Annotated in this window: 17 protein-coding genes and 1 pseudogene; 10 read left to right on the forward strand and 8 right to left on the reverse strand. The window is 68.8% G+C overall.

From position 1 onward, the window contains the following. Positions 1-1130: O-acetylhomoserine aminocarboxypropyltransferase (locus tag ABSF49_RS10010; RefSeq protein ID WP_424112508.1), on the forward strand; the 1130-nt coding region annotated here is incomplete at its 5' end. A gap of 48 nt (positions 1131-1178) precedes the next feature. Then, positions 1179-2024, forward strand: a complete 846-nt coding sequence (locus ABSF49_RS10015; RefSeq protein ID WP_424112509.1) for a methyltransferase domain-containing protein — start codon at positions 1179-1181, stop codon at positions 2022-2024. Between the two features lie 312 nt (positions 2025-2336). Here the strand turns inward: ABSF49_RS10015 and ABSF49_RS10020 are convergent, their stop codons facing one another. Both ABSF49_RS10020 and ABSF49_RS10025 read right to left on the reverse strand, forming a co-directional pair. Then, positions 2337-4103: a chloride channel protein gene (locus tag ABSF49_RS10020; RefSeq protein WP_424112510.1), complete on the reverse strand. Its 1767-nt coding sequence runs from the start codon at positions 4101-4103 to the stop codon at positions 2337-2339. Positions 4104-4123: 20 nt separating this feature from the next. Then, a complete protein-coding gene (locus tag ABSF49_RS10025; protein ID WP_424112511.1) occupies positions 4124-5203 on the reverse strand; it encodes a COX15/CtaA family protein in 1080 nt (359 codons plus the stop codon). A 110-nt stretch (positions 5204-5313) separates the two neighbouring features. Here ABSF49_RS10025 and ABSF49_RS10030 point away from each other — a divergent pair, with 110 nt between their 5' ends. Next, the gene (locus ABSF49_RS10030) at positions 5314-5529 is read left to right on the forward strand and encodes a DUF2842 domain-containing protein (protein ID WP_424112512.1); all 216 of its coding nucleotides are present in this window, start codon (positions 5314-5316) and stop codon (positions 5527-5529) included. 26 nt (positions 5530-5555) lie between these two features. On the opposite strand, the gene ABSF49_RS10035 is transcribed toward ABSF49_RS10030, so the two are convergent. Beyond that, positions 5556-6254, reverse strand: coding sequence for an SDR family NAD(P)-dependent oxidoreductase (locus ABSF49_RS10035; protein ID WP_424112513.1), 699 nt, complete (start codon positions 6252-6254; stop codon positions 5556-5558). Between the two features lie 152 nt (positions 6255-6406). On the opposite strand from ABSF49_RS10035, the gene ABSF49_RS10040 reads away from it, so the two are divergent. The 3 genes from ABSF49_RS10040 (at position 6407) to ABSF49_RS10050 (ending at position 8133) form a co-directional block, all read left to right on the forward strand. After that, positions 6407-6880 carry a RidA family protein gene (locus ABSF49_RS10040; protein ID WP_424112514.1) on the forward strand — a complete coding sequence of 158 codons (474 nt, stop codon included), beginning with the start codon at positions 6407-6409 and terminating at the stop codon, positions 6878-6880. Next, positions 6877-7629: a glycerophosphodiester phosphodiesterase family protein gene (locus ABSF49_RS10045; RefSeq protein ID WP_424112515.1), complete on the forward strand. Its 753-nt coding sequence runs from the start codon at positions 6877-6879 to the stop codon at positions 7627-7629. The genes ABSF49_RS10040 and ABSF49_RS10045 overlap by 4 nt, the downstream gene beginning before the upstream one ends. A 72-nt stretch (positions 7630-7701) precedes the next feature. Further along, entirely contained in the window at positions 7702-8133 is a 432-nt protein-coding gene (locus ABSF49_RS10050) for a CHRD domain-containing protein (protein ID WP_424112516.1), read from the forward strand. A gap of 6 nt (positions 8134-8139) precedes the next feature. Here ABSF49_RS10050 and ABSF49_RS10055 read toward each other — a convergent pair whose 3' ends face one another. From ABSF49_RS10055 to yajC, 5 genes are read right to left on the reverse strand one after another with little or no spacing between them, the layout of a single operon-like run. Continuing rightward, a complete protein-coding gene (locus ABSF49_RS10055) occupies positions 8140-8982 on the reverse strand; it encodes a squalene/phytoene synthase family protein (protein WP_424112517.1) in 843 nt (280 codons plus the stop codon). Further along, positions 8979-9365, reverse strand: a complete 387-nt coding sequence (locus ABSF49_RS10060; RefSeq protein ID WP_424112518.1) for an Mth938-like domain-containing protein — start codon at positions 9363-9365, stop codon at positions 8979-8981. The genes ABSF49_RS10055 and ABSF49_RS10060 overlap by 4 nt, the downstream gene beginning before the upstream one ends. A 45-nt stretch (positions 9366-9410) precedes the next feature. Then, entirely contained in the window at positions 9411-10367 is a 957-nt protein-coding gene (gene secF, locus ABSF49_RS10065; protein ID WP_424112519.1) for a protein translocase subunit SecF, read from the reverse strand. Between the two features lie 17 nt (positions 10368-10384). Further along, entirely contained in the window at positions 10385-11974 is a 1590-nt protein-coding gene (secD, locus tag ABSF49_RS10070; RefSeq protein WP_424112520.1) for a protein translocase subunit SecD, read from the reverse strand. A 44-nt stretch (positions 11975-12018) separates the two neighbouring features. Beyond that, positions 12019-12390 (reverse strand): preprotein translocase subunit YajC, encoded by a 372-nt coding sequence (gene yajC, locus ABSF49_RS10075; protein ID WP_424112521.1) that lies wholly within the window; start codon positions 12388-12390, stop codon positions 12019-12021. A 173-nt stretch (positions 12391-12563) separates the two neighbouring features. On the opposite strand from yajC, the pseudogene ABSF49_RS10080 reads away from it, so the two are divergent. From ABSF49_RS10080 to ABSF49_RS10095, 4 genes and pseudogenes are all read left to right on the forward strand, one after another. After that, positions 12564-14323, forward strand: a pseudogene (locus ABSF49_RS10080) (ABC-F family ATP-binding cassette domain-containing protein). Positions 14324-14591: 268 nt separating this feature from the next. Beyond that, positions 14592-15053, forward strand: a complete 462-nt coding sequence (locus ABSF49_RS10085; RefSeq protein WP_424112522.1) for a hypothetical protein — start codon at positions 14592-14594, stop codon at positions 15051-15053. Positions 15054-15454: 401 nt separating this feature from the next. Then, positions 15455-16300: a transporter substrate-binding domain-containing protein gene (locus ABSF49_RS10090; protein ID WP_424112523.1), complete on the forward strand. Its 846-nt coding sequence runs from the start codon at positions 15455-15457 to the stop codon at positions 16298-16300. 27 nt (positions 16301-16327) lie between these two features. Then, on the forward strand, positions 16328-17035 hold the full coding sequence (locus ABSF49_RS10095) for an ABC transporter permease (protein WP_424112542.1): 708 nt from the start codon (positions 16328-16330) through the stop codon (positions 17033-17035). The last annotated feature ends 2 nt before the right edge of the window (positions 17036-17037 follow it).

Here is a 17037-nt window from a genome sequence, read left to right on the forward strand (position 1 = left end):
TGCAGGCGTTCGGCAACATCTACACCCGCATCACCAACCCGACGACCGCGGCGCTGGAAGAGCGCGTCGCCGCGCTCGAGGGGGCGCCGGCCGCGCTCGCCGTCGCCTCGGGCCACGCGGCGCAGGCGATCGTCTTCCACACGCTGATGCAACCGGGCGACGAATTCGTCGCCTCGACCAAGCTCTACGGCGGCTCGATCAACCAGTTCAATCACGCCTTCAAGAATTTCGGCTGGCAAGTGCGCTGGGCCGATCCCGACAACCTCGACGCTCTGCGCGCGGCCGTCAACGACAAGACCAAGGCGATCTTCATCGAGTCGATCGCCAATCCCGGCGGCGTCGTCACCGACATCGGCGCGATCGCGATGATCGCCAGACAGGCGAACATCCCGCTGATCGTCGACAACACGCTGGCGACGCCCTACCTCGTCCGCCCGATCGAGCACGGCGCCGACATCGTCGTCCACAGCGCGACAAAATTCCTGTGCGGCCACGGCAACTCGATGGGCGGAATCATCGTCGACGGCGGCTCGTTCGAATGGCTCGGCGACGCGCGCTATCCGATGCTGTCGGCGCCGCGGCCCGAATACAACGGCATGATCTTCGCCGAGACCTTCGGCAATTTCGGCTTCGCCGTCGCCTGCCGCGCGCTGGGCCTGCGCGACCTCGGGCCCGCCATCTCGCCGTTCAACGCCTTCCTCATCCTCACCGGGATCGAAACGCTGTCGCTGAGGATGCGCCGCCATTGCGACAACGCGCTGGCGGTCGCCGAGCATCTCGCCGCCCATCCCGCCGTCGGCTGGGTCTCCTACGCCGGCCTGCCGGGCAACCGCTATCATGAACTGGCGAAACGCTATTGCCCGAAGGGCGCGGGCGGCGTCTTCACCTTCGGCGTCAGGGGCGGCTACGAGGCGGGGGTCAAGCTGGTCGGCAAGCTGCAGCTCTTCTCCCACGTCGCCAATATCGGCGACGTGCGCTCGCTGGTCATCCATCCCGCTTCGACCACCCACCGCCAGCTCTCCGACGCGCAGAAAGTCGCCGCCGGCGCCGGGCCCGACGTCGTGCGCCTGTCGATCGGCCTCGAAGACGTCCCCGACTTGATTGCGGACTTGGATCAGGCGCTGGCGTGAGGGCCGGCGGCGGCGACGGTCGCGTTGCTCGCGGAGGAAATCATCGCCATGGCTGAAGATTCGCGCGAAGGGGCGGCGGCGCCCGGCAAGGACGACTTCACCCGCTTCGCCGGCAACAGCATTCCCGAACATTATGACCGCGGCCTCGGCCCGGTGCTGTTCGCTGGATTCGGCGAACGGATTGCGCGGCGCGCGGCTTCCTATGAGCCCCGGCGCGCGCTCGAAACCGCGGCGGGGACCGGCATCGTCACCCGCCTGCTGCGCGACCTTCTGCCGGCCGGCGCGACGTTGGTCGCAACCGACCTGAATGCGCCGATGATGGAGGTCGCGAAGACGAAGTTCCGCGCCGACGAGCCTGTCGAGTTTCGCGCCGCCGACGCAGGCGACCTGCCTTTCCTCGACGGCGCGTTCGACGTCGCGGTTTGCCAGTTCGGCGTCATGTTCTTCGCCGACAAGGCCAAGTCCTATCGCGAGGCCCGCCGCGTGTTGGCCGAGGGCGGCCGCTATCTCTTCAACGTCTTCGACTCGTTGGCGTCCAACCCCTGTCCGCGCGTCGTCGGCGAACTGCTGGCCTCCGCCTTCGAGATCGACCCGCCGCCTTTCCTGCGCGTGCCCTACGGCTACGCGAGCATCGACGCGATCGTCGCCGCGCTGCATGACGCGGGCTTTCGTGACGTGCGGGTCGACGTCGTCACTCTCATGAGCCGCGTCGACGACCTGCCCGCCTTCGCCGCAGCGTTCGTGCTCGGCAGCCCGCTGGCCGATCAGATCCGCGCTCGCGGGCTGGACCCGCTGGAGCTTGTCGCTCCGGTGGAGTCGGTCCTGCGCGAGCGTGCGCTCGAAGACGGTTGCGCGCCCCTGCGCGCCATCCTGTTCGACGCCGAGGCACATTAGTCGGTTCCGCAGAAACGGCGTCGTGACGTGGACAATGTGACGTGGACAATGTCTTGGCCGTCGGGGAAGACCGCGGTATATTTATCCCTGCGGCCCGACGGGCCGGCGCAGCGTCGACGGCCAGGCTTCCACCAATGGCCGCGCCGTCAATGATATTCCGCGCAAGGCATTGAAATTACAGGCGTTGCCGTCAAGCACAGGCTTGACAACCCTTGACAGAACTTGACAGAACTTGACAAAACTTGACGAAAGGCTTGACGCCGCTTGACGAGGCCGGCGCCTGAGGTTGATGGCGCGCGTCAACCCTCGCCCCTACCCGCCCCCCAGCACACCCTTCGCCGCCTGATCGGTTTCCTGGGCGTAGCGGCGCGCGGCGAAGGCCTCGCCGAGCAGACCGACGACGACGCCGGTTTCGCGCTCGGTCACGGCGAGCGTATCGGTCTGAGCGGCGTCGAAAATCGCCAGCGCCGAACGCACGTCGACGTCGGGATGCAGGCTCGTTTCCGGCAGCCGCGCAACCGCCGAAATCGGGCCGCCGTCCTCGTTCTCTTCCAGCGGCGCGGCGTGCGCCTCGGGCACGAGCACGAGTCCGCGGTAGCGTCCCGCTTCGTCGACCGCGACGACGACATGCGCGCTGCCGAGCGGATAGGCGGCGCGGAACGCGCGCAGCGACGTCTCGCCCGGAATCGTCGGCGGCGCGCTCACCATCAGACGCGCGACGGTCAGGTCGCGCAGCCAGCCGACGTCCTGCGCGCCGCGAATGGATTCGCCGCGCAAGTGGAGGCGCCAGGTGGTGAAGGAATAGCCGAAGGTCGCGCGCACGGCGAGGCTCGTGGCGATGCTCGCCGCCAGCACGCCACCCGCCACGCTGAGGTCGCCAGTGCTCTCCAGCACCAGAAAGGTCATCGTCAGCGGCCCGCCGACCACCGCGACGCTCAGCGTTCCCATGCCTGCCATGATGCAGGCGGTCGGGTCGAGCGCGAGCGTCGGCAACGCGGCGGCGACGCCGAGCGCATAGAGCTTGCCGAGCAGCGCGCCGGCGAACAGCGAGGCGAAGAACAGGCCGCCGCGAAAGCCCGACGCCAGCGAAATGAGGCTCGCGCTCAGCTTCAGCGCCAGCAGCGTCGCCAAGGTCGCGGCGGAAAGCTGGGCCGAAAAGTCGAGCCCGATCGCGCCGTGCCCGGCGCCGAGCACTTGCGGCGTATAGAGCGCCATCGCCGCCAGAACGAGGCCGCCGAGCGCAGGACGCGCCCAGCGCGGCGCGCGCGTCGCCGCGAAACCGCGCTCGAGCAGCGCCGCGGCGCGCATCGCGCCGACGCCGAGCGCCGCCGATATTAGTCCAAGCGCCACCAGGAGAAAGTGATGCCCGAGGGCCAGCGGCGCGACCGGCGGCGCGACGATCACGTAGGGAGCGCCGAGCAGCCCCTTGGTGGTCAAGGTCGCCGCCAGCGCGGCGGCGAAGATCGGTCCGGCGTTGGCGAGCGAATAGGCGCCGATGATCAGCTCCGACGCGTAGAAAGCGCCGGTCAGCGGCGCGCCGAACGCCGCCGCGATCGCGCCGCCGGCGCCGCAACCGACCAGCAGCCGCAAGTCCTGGCGGCGCAGCCGCAGCGCCAGGCCGAGGCGCGAAGCGATCGCGCCGCCGATCTGGGCGTAGCCCGATTCGAGTCCGACCGAGGCGCCGGCGCCATTGGAAATCACCGTTTGCGCGCAGACGATCAGGCTTTCGCCGATCGCCATGCGGCCGCCGCGCAAAGCGTTGGCTTCGATCGGATCGACCGCGCGCGGCAGCTTCCGGACGCGTCGCCAATGGTCGATCAGCCCGACCGCGAGGCCGCCGAGCGGCAGCGCGGTGAAGGCCGCGACGGGCAAAACCCGCGCCGCCGCGCTCAGTCGCACGTCGAATGGGATGCCGTAGATGACGACATGGGCGACGTCGACGAGCTCGGTCATCGCCGCCACGCCGAGGCCAGCGAGGACGCCAACGACAACCGCGACGACGACGATCGACAGCTCGCTGGAACGCACCATCGCACGTAGGCGCGCGGAGAAGGCGAAAGCGGAGAGGCGCGCGCTCACGGAACCGCGCGCCGGCGCGTTCATCGTCCGGCCTGTTCGAGACCGGTCGCGCGCCAATGCGCGACTGCGACGCCGAACAGCGCCAGCGCCAGCGCCTGATGGGCGAGCGCCAGGCCGATTGGCGCGACCAACAGCAACGTGGCGATTCCGAGCCCGGCTTGCAGCAGCGCCAGCGCCGCAAGCGCGGCGCCGCGACGCGCCAACGGCGAGCCCGGCGCGCGCCGCCAAGCCGCATAAGCCTGGGCGAGCGCAAACAGGACGACGAGATAGGCGACGAGGCGATGGTCGAATTGCGCCGTCGTCACGTCGTCGACGATCGAGGCAGGCCATGGCGTCAGGCCAAACAGGCCCTCGGGCAGGAACTTGCCGCTCATCAGCGGCCAGGTGTTGTCGGTGAGGCCGGCGCGTAGGCCCGCGACCAGCGCGCCGAGCCCGAGCTGAACAAAGATCAGCGCAGAGAGCGCAGCGGCGGAAGCGACGAAGCCGGCCCCGATGCGCTGCTCCCCGCGCGGCGGCCCGAGGCCGACGGCGGCGTAGATCAGCGCAGCGAACGTCGCGGCGGCGATCAGCAGATGCAGCGCCAGCCGGTCCTGGGCGACCTCGACGCGGTCGGCGAGGCCGGAGCTCACCATCCACCAGCCGACGATCGGCTCTAACCCGAGGAGCCCCGTCGCGACGAGGATCTGCCGACCGAGCGCGCCGGTCAACGCCCCTCGGCGCCAGAACCACAGCGCCGGAAGAATGAAGGCCACGCCGATCAGACGCGCGAGCAGACGATGGCCCCATTCCCAGGCGTAGATCGCCTTGAAGCCGTCGAGCGTCATGTCGGGGTTGAGCGCCGCGTATTGCGGGATCTGCTTGTAACTGTCGAACGCCGCCCGCCACCCACCTTCGCTGAGCGGCGGAATGACGCCCGTCACCGGCTTCCACTCGGTGATCGACAGGCCGGATTCGGTCAGCCGCGTCGCCCCGCCGACGATGACCATGACGAAGATCAGCGCCGCCACGGCGAACAGCCACAGCCGCACCGCTTGCGTCGAGCGCGCGGACTGTCCTACGGCGCGTTCGCCGGGAAGAACGAGACCGACCTGGTCCAGCATCCGCGTTCTTCTCCCTCGCTTGCCTCGCCGGCGGCGCCAAGACATAAGCGGTTGCGCCGCGGGCGGCAATCGCCGCAGCGGCGGGCTTTTCGTCGCCGGGAGACGGGCTTTTGACCGCGCACAGCCGCAAGCTGATCGGGGCCGTCGCGCTGATCGCTTTCGTTATCGTCTACGCCTTGGTCGCGGCGGCGCTGGCGCAATCGCGGCCGCTGCAGGAGGCGGCGCCGCTTTGGCGGACGCTCGGCTACGTATTCCTCGGCCTCGCCTGGACGCTGCCAGCCGGCGCGCTAATCCGCTGGATGGAACGACCCGACCGACGCGACTGAGCGGACGCCTGCCCGGCCTGCGACGCTCACAGCCCGCCGGCGACCGGCAGCAGCGCGCCGGTGATTGCGCCCGCCTCGGGCGAAGCGAGGAACAGGATCGCGGCGGCGAGATCGGTCGGCGCGACCCAACGACTGAAATCGGCGTCGGGCATGTCGGCCCGGTTAGCCGGCGTGTCGATGGTCGACGGCAGCACGGCGTTGACCGTCACGCCGCGGCCCTTGAGTTCTTCGGCCAGGCTCTCGGTGAAGCGGTGAACGCCCGCCTTGCTCGCGGCGTAGGGGCCCATTCCCGCGCCAGCCTTCAGCGCCGCCAACGCGCCGACGTTGACGATTCGCCCTGCCTCGCTCTCCAGCAGATAGGGCAGCGCGGCCTGCGCCGCGTTGACGGCCGTCGTCAAATTGACGGCGAACATCTTTTGCCAGCTGCGCGGATCGCCGCCTTCGATCTTTTCCCATACGAACGCGCCGGCGACGTTGACCAGCGCGTCGAGGCGGCCGAACCGCGCCTTGACCGCCGTCATCGCCGCGCGGGCCTGGTCCAGCGACGTCAGGTCGATCCCGCCGACGACGAGCGTCGCCGGCGCGAAGCGCTTGGCGACCTCGACCGGAGGCGCCGCCGCCGTCCCGATCGCCGCCGTCGCCGCGCCGCGCGCACTCGCAACCTCGACCACGACCTGCCCCAACGCGCCGAAAGCGCCGGTGACGACGACCACCCTGCCCTGCATCGCGCGCTCCCGCATTCGCCTCACGATAAGCGAGTCGTAGCCTGGCCGGCGGCTGCGACGCCAGCGCAGGCTTTGCCCGCCAGCGCGATTGGCCTATCACGTTCGCCGGCCGGCGGAGACATTCCGCGCGGCGGAACCGAGGATACAACGCGATGAGCCAGGTCGTCGAACGTCTCGCAGCCTTAGGGGTCACGCTGCCGAAGCCCGCTGCGCCGGTCGCCAATTACGTCGGCGCCCAGAAGGGCGGCGCGTTGCTGTTCGTCTCCGGCCAGTTGCCGGGCGGCGCCGACGGCAAGCTTGCGCCCGACCATATCGGCAAGCTCGGGCCCGCTTCGTCGGTCGAGACGGGCGCCGCCGCCGCCAGACAATGCGCGATCAACGTACTCGCCCAGGCGCAGGCGGCGCTCGGCGATCTCGACCGCGTCGTGCGGGTTGTGCGGCTCGGCGGCTTCTTCGCCGTCGACGGGCGCTACGACGCGCTGCCGCAGGCGATGAACGGCGCGTCCGACCTGATGGCGGCGGCGTTCGGCGAGCGCGGCCGCCACGCGCGCACCACCGTCGGCGTCGCCTATTTGCCGCTTGGCTCGATCGCCGAAGTCGAGGCGCTGTTCGAGATCGCGCCGTGAGCGCGCCGGCCTGGCTGACCGCGCGGCCGATCGCCCATCGCGGTCTCCAAGACGCGGCCAAGGGCCTGGCCGAGAACTCCATCGGCGCCGCCGAGGCGGCGATTGCAGGGGGCTTCGCGATCGAATGCGACGTCCAGCTCAGCCGCGACGGCGAAGCGATGGTGTTCCACGACGACAATTTGCGCCGCTTGACGCGCGCGCGCGGCGCACTCGCCGAAAGGAACGTCGCCGAACTGCAGACCCTCGCGCTGCGCGACGGCGGCGAGCGCATTCCGACCCTGCCGCAGTTCCTTGCCCGCATCGGTTCGCGCACGCCGCTGATTTGCGAACTGAAGAGCGCCTTCGACGGCGACATGCGGCTCGCCGAGCGCGTCGCTGAGATCGCGGGTCCATACGCCGGGCCGCTAGCGCTCAAGAGCTTCGATCCGGCGGTGATCGCGCACCTGCGCGCGCGTCACGACGGTCTGGCGCCGCTCGGCATCGTCGCCGAAGCCGATTACAAGGGCTGGTATTGGCGGGCGCTCAGCGCCGAGCAGAAGCGAACCTGCGCGGCTTTCGCCCATTATCCGCAGACGCGGCCCGACTTCCTGTCGTGGCGCGTCGACGACCTGCCCCATCCGACGCCGTTCCTGTTGCGGACCCTGCGCGGACTTCCGGTGATGACATGGACGGTCAGAACGCCGACGCAGCGGCGCGCCGCGGCGCGCTGGGCGGACCAGATCATCTTCGAGGGCGCGGCGGCGGATTGATCACGGCGCCATTGCATTGTCGCCGGCGGCGGATACCGTAGGAAGCGGCAAGGGGCCCAAAGGAGAAACCTGATGTCGAAGCTTGCGCATTCCATCCTCTTTCTCTCGACCTTCGCCGTAGCCTCGGCGCTTGCGCCGGCTTTCGCGGAGACGATCAAGTACAAAGCCGATCTCAGCAGCGCCAACGAGGTCCCGCCCAATGACACCGGGGCCAAGGGGACGATCGAAGCGACCTACGACAGCGAAGCAGGGACGTTGAGCTGGTCGGGCAGCTATTCCGGCCTGAGCGGTCCCGAGATCGCCGCGCATTTCCACGGACCGGCGGCGGCCGGCGTCAATGCGCCGGTGCTGGTTCCGGTCGACGCGAGCAAGAGCCCGTTCGAAGGCTCGGCCAAGATCAGCGCCGACCAGGCCAAGGACTTCGCCGACGGCATGGTCTACTTCAACATCCACACCGCCAAGAACAAAGGCGGCGAGACCCGCGGCCAATTGGCGAAGGAATAAGACGCCTCACCGCCGCCGCGCCCATCTCCACAGCGCCCATTGCCGCCGCCACGGCGCGGCGGGGGCGAAGGGCGCGGCGCGCGCGCGGCGCCACCGCCTGAGGTCGAGCCGCGCCGTCGCCAGCGGCGCGAAAGCGGGCGCGAGCGCGGCCGGCAGCGCGGCGAGACGCGCCTCGGCTTCATCGATGCGTGCGTCGGCTGCGTCGGCGAGTTCGGCAAGCGCTGCGCGGACGCCGCCGCCACCCCCGCCCACGCGCGCGTCGGCCAACGAAACGCCGCAGCGTTCGAGCAGCGCACGCGGGACCAGCAGGGGCCGGCGTCGCCCGGCCGCGAAGTCGAGCACGGCGCGGGCGAGCGCGAGCCCCGCCCCCGCGGCGTCGCTCGCGCCTTGCGCGCCTGGTTGACGCCCCTCAGCGAGAACTTGCGCGCGCAGCGCCGTCAGCGCGCCCGCCGTGGCGATTCCATAGGCCTCCAACGCTTCGAGGCTTTCCATCGCGTCGTCGTAGACGTCGAACGTGAGCGCCTGCAGCAGGTCCTCGAGGGCGGAGACCGGCAGCGCGAACTTCGTCATCGTGTCGATCAGCGCCGCAGCGATGGGCGCGCCCGCCGCCTCCGCGGTCCGCGCGCCGGCCAGCGCCTCGCGCCACCAGGCAAGCCGCATTTCACCAGCGACCGGTTCGCGCACGCGCGCGGCGGCGACGCCGGTCTCGTGCGCGAAGGCGGCAAGCGCCTGCAGGTGCGGACGCAGCCGTTCCGGCGCGAACAAGGCCGCGAGCCACAGGTCGCGCTCGTTCTCGCGCGCGATCTGCCCGCAGTAGACATAAGCCTCGGCGAGCGCGTCCGCGCTCATGCGACCGCAATCAGCAGCGCGGCGACGCGCCGACCCTCTTCGATCAGCACGTTGTAAACGCGCGCCGCCGGACCGGTGGCCATCGTCTCGAACCGCAGCCCTGACGCGCGCAGGCGCTGGATCAGCGCTTCGGACAGCCGCCCCGGGCTCGCGCCCGCGCCGACGACCAGCAGCTCGACCGCCCCTGGCGTCGTTTCGAGTTCGGCGATCAGGGGCGCCAGCGCCTCGTCGCCGACCTCGGCGATCGAAACGGCGGCGAGCGCGGAAATTCCGCGCGGCGTCGCCAGGATCGAGCCGACGTGGCTCATGCCGGCGAAGCGGAAGCCGCCGCCGCCGTAAGACTCGATGGCGTGGCGGCCAGGAACGAAGGGAAGCGGCGCCATGGCGTCAGAGCTTCGTCCGGCGCGCTCTTGCGCGCAAGCGCGATCTCAGACCGTCCCCTTGGCCGGCGCTGATTCGACGTCGGCGGCGTCGGCGCCCTTGTCGAACGCGTCGGCGCGCACGCCGAGATAGATCAGCATCGGCGAGCAGATGAAGATCGACGAGTAGGTGGCGACGAAAATGCCCCAGATCATCGCCGCGGAGAACGAGCGGATGACGTGGCCGCCGAGGAAGAACAACGCCAGCAGCGCGAGGAACACCGTCGTCGCCGTCATGATCGTGCGCGGCAGCACCGCGTTGACCGACATGTCGACGATCTCGGCGGTCGACAGGCGCTTGTACTTGCGCATCACTTCGCGGATGCGGTCGAGCACGACGACCGTTTCGTTGAGCGAATAGCCGACGATGGTCAGGATCGCGGCGATCGAGGTCTGGTTGAACTCGAGCTGGGTGACGGAGAAGAAGCCGACCGTCAGCAGCAGGTCGTGCATCGTGCCGATGATCGCGCCGACCGCGAACTGCCATTCGAACCGGAACCACAAATACGACAGCACGGCCAGAATCGCCACGACGACGCCGAGCGTGCCGCTCTGCACCAGTTCGCCGGAGACGCGCGGACCGACCGCCTCGACGCTACGGAACTCGTAAGTGTCGCCGAAGGTCTGCCGCAGCTTGTTGATCGCGGTCTGCTGACCCTGCTCGCCGCCCGACTGGACGTTGAGCCTGACGGTCACGTCGCTCTCCGCGCCCGAGCGCTGCGCCTCGACCGGGCCGAGGCCCAGTCCTTCGGCCGTGGAGCGTAGGTTGGCGAGATCCGCGACGCCGCTCTTGGCGCGCAACTCGACCTGCGTGCCGCCCGCGAAGTCGATGCCGAAATTCATGCCGACGGTGAAGAACACCGTCACCGCGACGATCGACAGGAACGCCGACAGCGGGTAGCTCACGCGGCGCAGCCGCATGAACCCGAACTTGGTGTTTTCCGGCGCGAGGCGAAGCAGTTTCATCGCGAAGACTCCCGCGCTCAGATCGGCAGCTTGGTGGCGCGGCTGCGGCGATACCACAGCGCGATCATCATGCGCGTCATCGTCACCGCGGTGATGATCGAGGTGAGAATGCCCAGCCCGAGCGACACCGCGAAGCCGCGCACCGCGCCCGACCCGAACAAATAGAGGATCACCGCTGCGACGAACATCGTCACATTGGAGTCGACAATGGTGGCGAAGGCGCGCCTGAAGCCGGCGTCGAGCGCGGAGACGACCGAGCGGCCGAGGTGCGCCTCCTCGCGGATGCGCTCGTAGATGAGCACGTTGGAGTCCACCGCCATGCCGATGGTGAAGACGATGCCGGCGATGCCGGGCAAGGTCAGCGTCGCGCCGAGCAGCGCCATCGAGGCGAAGATGAGCAGGATGTGCACGCCGAGCGCGAGGTCGGCGAAGATGCCGAAGACGCCATAGGTCGTCAGCATATAGACGATGACCAGCGCGCCGCCGACCAGGGCGGCCCGTTTGCCGGCGTCGATCGAATCCTGGCCGAGGCCGGGGCCGACGGTCCGCTCTTCGACGACGGTCAGTTTGGCCGGCAGCGCGCCGGCGCGCAGCAGCACCGCCAACTCGTCCGCCTTGTCGACGGTGAAATTGCCGGTAATCTGACCGCTGCCGCCGGTGATCGGACCAAGAATGCGCGGCGCCGAGATCACCTTGCCGTCGAGCACGATGGCGAACAGTTTGCCGACGTTCTCCGACGTCACTTGGCCGAATTTCTGTCCGCCGCGCAGGTTGAAGCGGAAGTTGACGTCGGGCTCGCCGGTGCGCGAGTCGAAGCTCGGCTGGGCGTCGGTGAGGTCCTCGCCCGCCACCATCACCCGCTTCTGCACCGCGATCGTGCCGCCCTGCACTTGCGGCAGAACCTCGCTCTCGCTCGGCGGATCGCCCGGATCGGCGACGAGGCGGAATTCGAGCTTGGCGGTTGCGCCGAGCAGATCCTTGACCTTGGTCGTGTCCTGCAGACCCGGCACCTCGATCAGGATGCGGTCGGCCCCCTGCTGCTGGACGTTGGTCTCCTTGGTGCCGGCGCCGTTGAGGCGGCGGTTGAGCACCTCGATCGACTGACTGACGGCGTGGCGAATCTTGTCGGTCGTCGCCGCCTCGGTGAGCTGGAGCTGGATCGCGCCGTCGCCGTTGTCGGAAATGTCGAGGGTGTGGCCGGTCGCGCCGGTCAACGCGCCGCCCACGCGCGAGTCGAGCGAGCGCAAGAGGTCCAGCGCGCGGGCGCGCTCGGCGGGATCGGCGATCCGCACCACCACGCCGCGCGGCTGCTCCGAGATGCCGCCGCTGATCGAGATCTTGCCCTCGCGCATCTTGGCGCGCACGTCGTCGCGCAGCGAGTCGACCTGAGTCTTCACCACCGAAGCGCTGTCGACTTCCATCAGGATATGCGCGCCGCCCTGCAGGTCGAGGCCGAGCACGATCGCGCGGAACGGCACGAAGCTCGGCAACCGACTCTCGATCGCCGTAACAGCGCTTTCGGGCAGGAAGCTCGGCACCACGAGCAGCGCCGCGCAGAACACCAGCGCCAGGATCGAGGCGACCTTCCAGGGTGCGAGACGGAACATTGGATCAGGCTTCCTCCGCGCCGCGAACGGCGCGCGTCAGGCGTTCAGGCGTCCTTCTTGGCCGGCGCGTCTTTCGCCGATTCGCTCTTGACCGGTTCGCCCTTCGCCCGCACGTCGGCGATGCCCGATCGGGCGAGCCGCACCCGAACGTTGGGCGCAATCTCGAGTTCGACTTCGGTTTCATCGGTGGACTTGGTGACTTTGCCGATCAGGCCGCCGCTGGTGACGACGGTGTCGCCGCGCCGCGCGCCCTGCACCAGCGCCTTCTGATCCTTTGCGCGCCGCTGCTGCGGCCTCAGGATCAGGAAATACATGATGGCGAAGATCGCGATGAACGGCGCGAACTGCATCAGCATGTCGGTCGAACTCGCGGGGGCCGAGCCGGCGGCCTGGGCGAAGGCTGACGTCGTGAACAAAGGCTAGGACTCCGGAGCGCGGCGCAAGGCGGCGCCTCAACGAGGGGTTGAAAAGGCGGGGCATATATAACCGCCGCGGCGGCGAAAGCAATGCGCGCCGCCCCGGCCCGGCGGTCCAGCCCGTCGGCCAGCCGCCCCTTGCCAGCGACGGCGGCGCAGGGGAAAAGCCGCCCATGCTGCATCTCAACGAGCTCACTTATCGGCTCGGCGAACGCCTGCTGATCGACGGAGCGACCGTGGCGCTGCCGACCGGCGCGCATGTCGGCCTGATCGGCCGCAACGGCGCCGGCAAGACGACGCTGTTCCGCCTCATCTGCGGCGAGCTGAGCCCGGAGAGCGGCGCGATCGGCCTGCCCCGGCGCGCCCGTATTGGCCAGGTCGAGCAGGAGGCGCCGAGCGGCGCGCAGGCGCTCGTCGACTTCGTGCTCGACGCCGACGCCGAACGCCGCGTCCTGCTTGAAGAGGCCGAACGCGCCGACGATCCGCTGCGCATCGCCGAGATCCAAACCCGGCTCGTCGACATTGGCGCCCACGCAGCGCCCGCGCGCGCCGCGCGCATCCTTGCCGGCCTCGGCTTCGACGAACGGGCGCAGGGGCGGCCGCTCGCCGAGTTCTCCGGCGGCTGGCGCATGCGCGTCGCCCTCGCCGCGGTGCTATTTTCCGCCCCCGACCTGCTGTTGCTCGACGAGCCGACCAACTACCTCGACCTAGAGGGAACGCTGTGGCTCGCCGACTATCTCAAGACCTGCCCGGCGACGACCGTCGTCATCAGCCACGACCGCGACCTGCTCGACGATGTCGTCGACCACATCGCGCTGCTCGAGCGCGGCAAGCTCAGCTTGTGGAGCGGCGGCTATACCAGCTTCGAGCGCCAGCGGCGCGAGAGTCAGGCGTTGCAGGCCAAAGCGCTCAAGAAGCAGGAGGAGCGCCGCAAGCATCTGCAGAGCTTCGTCGACCGCTTCCGCGCCTCGGCGACCAAGGCGACACAGGCGCAGTCGCGCTTGAAAATGCTGGCCAAGATGGAGCCGATCGCCGCGGTGGTCGACGAAACCGTCGCCCCGTTCCGCTGGCCGCCGATCGCCAAGAAGCTGAGCCCGCCGATCGTCGCGATGGAAAAGGTCAGCGTCGGCTACGACGGCCGCGTCGTGCTGTCGAAGCTCAGCTTGACGCTCGCCGACGACGACCGCGTCGGGCTGCTTGGCGCCAACGGCAACGGCAAGTCGACCTTCGCCAAGCTGCTCGCCGGACGGCTGACGCCGATGGAGGGCAAGTTCGTCCGCGCCAACAAGCTCGAAGTCGGCTTTTTCGCCCAGCATCAGGTCGACGAACTCGACCTCGGCTCGACCCCCTATGGCGCGGTCGCCCAGCGTATGCGCGGCGCGGCGCAGGCGAAGATCCGCGTGCGGGCGGCGCAGATCGGCTTTCCCGGCGACCGCGCCGACACGCGGATCGCCGCGCTTTCCGGGGGCGAGAAAGCGCGGTTGTTGATGGGCCTGGCCGCCTTCGACGGCCCGCAATTGCTGATCCTCGACGAGCCGACCAACCATCTCGACATCGACAGCCGCGGCGAGCTGATCGAGGCGATCAACGAATACGAAGGCGCCTGCGTCATCGTCGCCTGGTGCTCGCCCAGCGCGCGCCTGACAGCGGTCGCCGCGAGCCGCCGGCGAGGTCCGCGTCCGCCCGCGAAGCGGCGCGGCCGCGTCGCGACCTCGCGCCGTTGCGCAAGGAAATTGCCGCAGTCGAGGAAAAAATGCGCCGGTTCGAGGACTTGCTGCGGCGGGTCGACGAGGCTCTGGCCGTGGCAGGCGCCGGGGGCGAAGCGGCCAAGATCGCCGACCTTGCCGGCAAACGCGGCGAACTCGAACGCGCGCTGACCGCCGCCGAGGAGATGTGGCTCGATTTGGCCTCACAAGTCGAGGCGGCGGGTTGAGCGCTGCGGCCGACGCCAAGCGGCCAGCCCTTGTCTATCGCCCTTTTTCCCGTCACGGTCGGGCTTGTCGTTTCGGCCACAACGGCGCGCGCGGCGGGCGTTGGCAACTTCACCGTCTCGCGGCGCGGCGACCTGCGAAGGGGGGCCGCACAAACAGCCCGCAAGCCCAGAGCGAAAAGTCATAAGTTCGTCACGATGGCGTGAAATAGCCGGCGAACCCGTCGAGGCGTCGCTCCTTCGGATGCGGGGCAAAGGGTCTGGGGCAAACATGGTCTACACGGTCTACACGCGCGCGCCGCTGTGGGCGGCGCTGGTTTTGTCGCTCGCCGGTTGCTCGCCGGCGGAACAGTCATCGTCCGTCCAAGTGACGGGCATTTCCAACGGCGGTAGCGAGATCGACCGGGTCAAGAACTTCACAATCGCCCAAGGAACGACCGTGCGGGTCGGATTCGCCTCTTCCGTCAATCCGGACTGCACCGCCCAACCCGGAGTCAGCGCACAGATTCTTCGTGCGCCGGCCAATGGCGAAGTGACGATCGAGCCGGGCAAGGACGTCATGACCGTTCCTCCCGGCCGGGCGTTCTCCGCCTGCAATGGCAAAACGGTCAATGGGATTGTAACGGCCTACAGTCCGCACGCCGGGTTTGCGGGCAACGACAGCTTCGCCTTCCAGTCCTTCCTTCCCGACGGCGAGTCTTATCGCAACGAAGTCAACGTCTTCGTCCACTAGTCACGGTCGGCCGCTCGCGTTCGCTGTCCGCCTTTCGGTTGCGAGAAGGATCGTTCCCACAACCTCGGCCGCGGACCCCGCCTGAGCCCGTCGGCCCGTCATGGACGAGGCAGTCCGCGCCATGATGGCGTCCGCCTGTCACGCCGCGTCAGGATGACGCCGACCCAACGGCGCCTTGGCGGCCGCCCTGAGCGCCGTTCCACATGTCGGCCGCGAGAGGCCGGATTTCATCGATCATGCGCCCGCATCAATGGTTTATGCGAGCCGCGGCAGATTGTCCCAGTTTGGCTCGGAGCCGCAGCCTAGGCCGACTCGCCGATTTACAACGGACTGTCGGGCTCTCTAAAGGTTTGACTTAAGGTCGGCGGTTAGCCGGCTTTCGCTCGATGGAGGGGAAGACCATGAATCGTAGAAGCCTACTGGGCGCGGCGTTGACGTGCTCCCTGCTCGTCCTTGCCGGCGCGGCAAGCGCCAAGGACTGGAAGACGGTCGTCATCGGCATGGAGGGCGCGTACGAGCCCTATAACCTGACCGATCCGAGCGGCAAGATCGTCGGTTTCGAGCCTGACCTCGCGATGGACGTCTGCGCCCGCATCAAGGTCGAGTGCAAGATCATCGCCCAGGATTGGGACGGCATGATCCCCGGCCTGCAGGCCGGCAAGTTCGACGTGATCATGGACGGCATGTCGATCACCGACGAGCGCAAGAAGCAGATCGACTTCTCGGTTCCCTATGCCTCGGTCCCGGCCGCGTTGGCCACCGCCAAGTCGAGCCCGCTCGCCAAGCTCGCCGGCGCCGGCAAGCTGGTCAACTTCGACAAAGACAAGGCGGTCGGCGCCGCTGCGCTCGCGTCGCTGAGGGAAGCGCTGAAAGGCAAGACGCTCGGCGTGCAGGTGTCGACGACCCACGCGACCTTCGCCGGCGATCACCTCAAGGACGTCGCGACGATCAAGGAATACAAGACCACCGACGAGCGCGATCTCGACTTGAAATCCGGCCGCATCGACGCTGTGCTCGACGACGAGACGGCGATCGCATCGATGCTCGGCAAGGACGACGCGAAGGACTTCACCGAATTCGGTCCGCGACTGACCGGCGGCGACTTCGGCGTCGGCGTCGGCATGGGCATCCGCAAGAGCGACGCGGACCTCACCGCGAAGTTCGACAAGGCGATCAAGGCGGCGTTTGCCGACGGCTCGATCAAGAAGTACTCTTTGAAGTGGTTCAAGATCGACACGACGCCTTGATAGGGACGTAAGCGGCCCGTGAACTGGATGACGGCGCTTGGCTTTGGCGAACGCGGCTGGGGCCCGGCGCTTCTGTACGGCGCCGTCATGACTGTGCTCGTCTCGATCGCGGGTCTCGCGATCGGGGCGGCGCTCGGTTCGCTCGTCGCCTGGGCCAAGCTTTCCGGCGTCCGCATCGCCGCCGCGATCGGCGGAGGCTATGCGGCGATCTTTCGCGGGCTGCCGGAACTGCTCGTCGTCTACTTCGTCTATTTCGGCAGTTCGGCGACCCTGACCGGCCTCGACCACCTGCTCGGTGGCGAGGGCTTTCTCGGCGTGCCGGGCTTCGCGGCCGGCGCGCTCGCCGTCGGCGTCATTTCCGGTTCCTACCAGGCCGAGGTCTTTCGCGGCGCGTTTCTCGCCATCGCCAAAGGCGAGCTTGAGGCGGCGCGGGCCGTCGGCATGGGCCGCTGGCTGATGTTTCGCCGAATCATCGGACCGCAGGTGCTGCGCTTCGCCCTCCCCGGCCTCGGCAACCTGTGGCAGGTCGCACTGAAAGATTCGTCGCTGATCTCAGTCACCGGCCTCGCCGAATTGATGCGCACCAGCCAGGTCGCCGCCGGCTCAACCCACCAGCCTTTCACCTTCTACGTCGCCGGCGGCGCGCTCTATCTCGCGATCACGTCGATCTCCGACCGCGTGTTTGAGTTCGCCGAAGCGCGCGCGACGCGCGGCATGCGGCGCGAAGCGCACTGACC

This window comes from Roseiarcus sp. (assembly GCF_049514155.1).
Lineage (GTDB): Bacteria > Pseudomonadota > Alphaproteobacteria > Rhizobiales > Beijerinckiaceae > Roseiarcus.

Excerpts from the sequence above, each read along its gene's own strand:
- ABSF49_RS10025 (WP_424112511.1), bottom strand. The coding sequence starts at position 5,203 with ATGCTGGACCAGGTCGGTCTCGTTCTTCCCGGCGAACGCGCCGTAGGA.
- ABSF49_RS10015 (WP_424112509.1), top strand. The coding sequence starts at position 1,179 with ATGGCTGAAGATTCGCGCGAAGGGGCGGCGGCGCCCGGCAAGGACGAC.
- ABSF49_RS10050 (WP_424112516.1), top strand. The coding sequence starts at position 7,702 with ATGTCGAAGCTTGCGCATTCCATCCTCTTTCTCTCGACCTTCGCCGTA.
- ABSF49_RS10055 (WP_424112517.1), bottom strand. The coding sequence starts at position 8,982 with ATGAGCGCGGACGCGCTCGCCGAGGCTTATGTCTACTGCGGGCAGATC.
- secD (WP_424112520.1), bottom strand. The coding sequence starts at position 11,974 with ATGTTCCGTCTCGCACCCTGGAAGGTCGCCTCGATCCTGGCGCTGGTG.
- secF (WP_424112519.1), bottom strand. The coding sequence starts at position 10,367 with ATGAAACTGCTTCGCCTCGCGCCGGAAAACACCAAGTTCGGGTTCATG.
- ABSF49_RS10090 (WP_424112523.1), top strand. The coding sequence starts at position 15,455 with ATGAATCGTAGAAGCCTACTGGGCGCGGCGTTGACGTGCTCCCTGCTC.
- ABSF49_RS10060 (WP_424112518.1), bottom strand. The coding sequence starts at position 9,365 with ATGGCGCCGCTTCCCTTCGTTCCTGGCCGCCACGCCATCGAGTCTTAC.
- ABSF49_RS10085 (WP_424112522.1), top strand. The coding sequence starts at position 14,592 with ATGGTCTACACGGTCTACACGCGCGCGCCGCTGTGGGCGGCGCTGGTT.
- ABSF49_RS10095 (WP_424112542.1), top strand. The coding sequence starts at position 16,328 with ATGACGGCGCTTGGCTTTGGCGAACGCGGCTGGGGCCCGGCGCTTCTG.
- ABSF49_RS10035 (WP_424112513.1), bottom strand. The coding sequence starts at position 6,254 with ATGCAGGGCAGGGTGGTCGTCGTCACCGGCGCTTTCGGCGCGTTGGGG.
- ABSF49_RS10040 (WP_424112514.1), top strand. The coding sequence starts at position 6,407 with ATGAGCCAGGTCGTCGAACGTCTCGCAGCCTTAGGGGTCACGCTGCCG.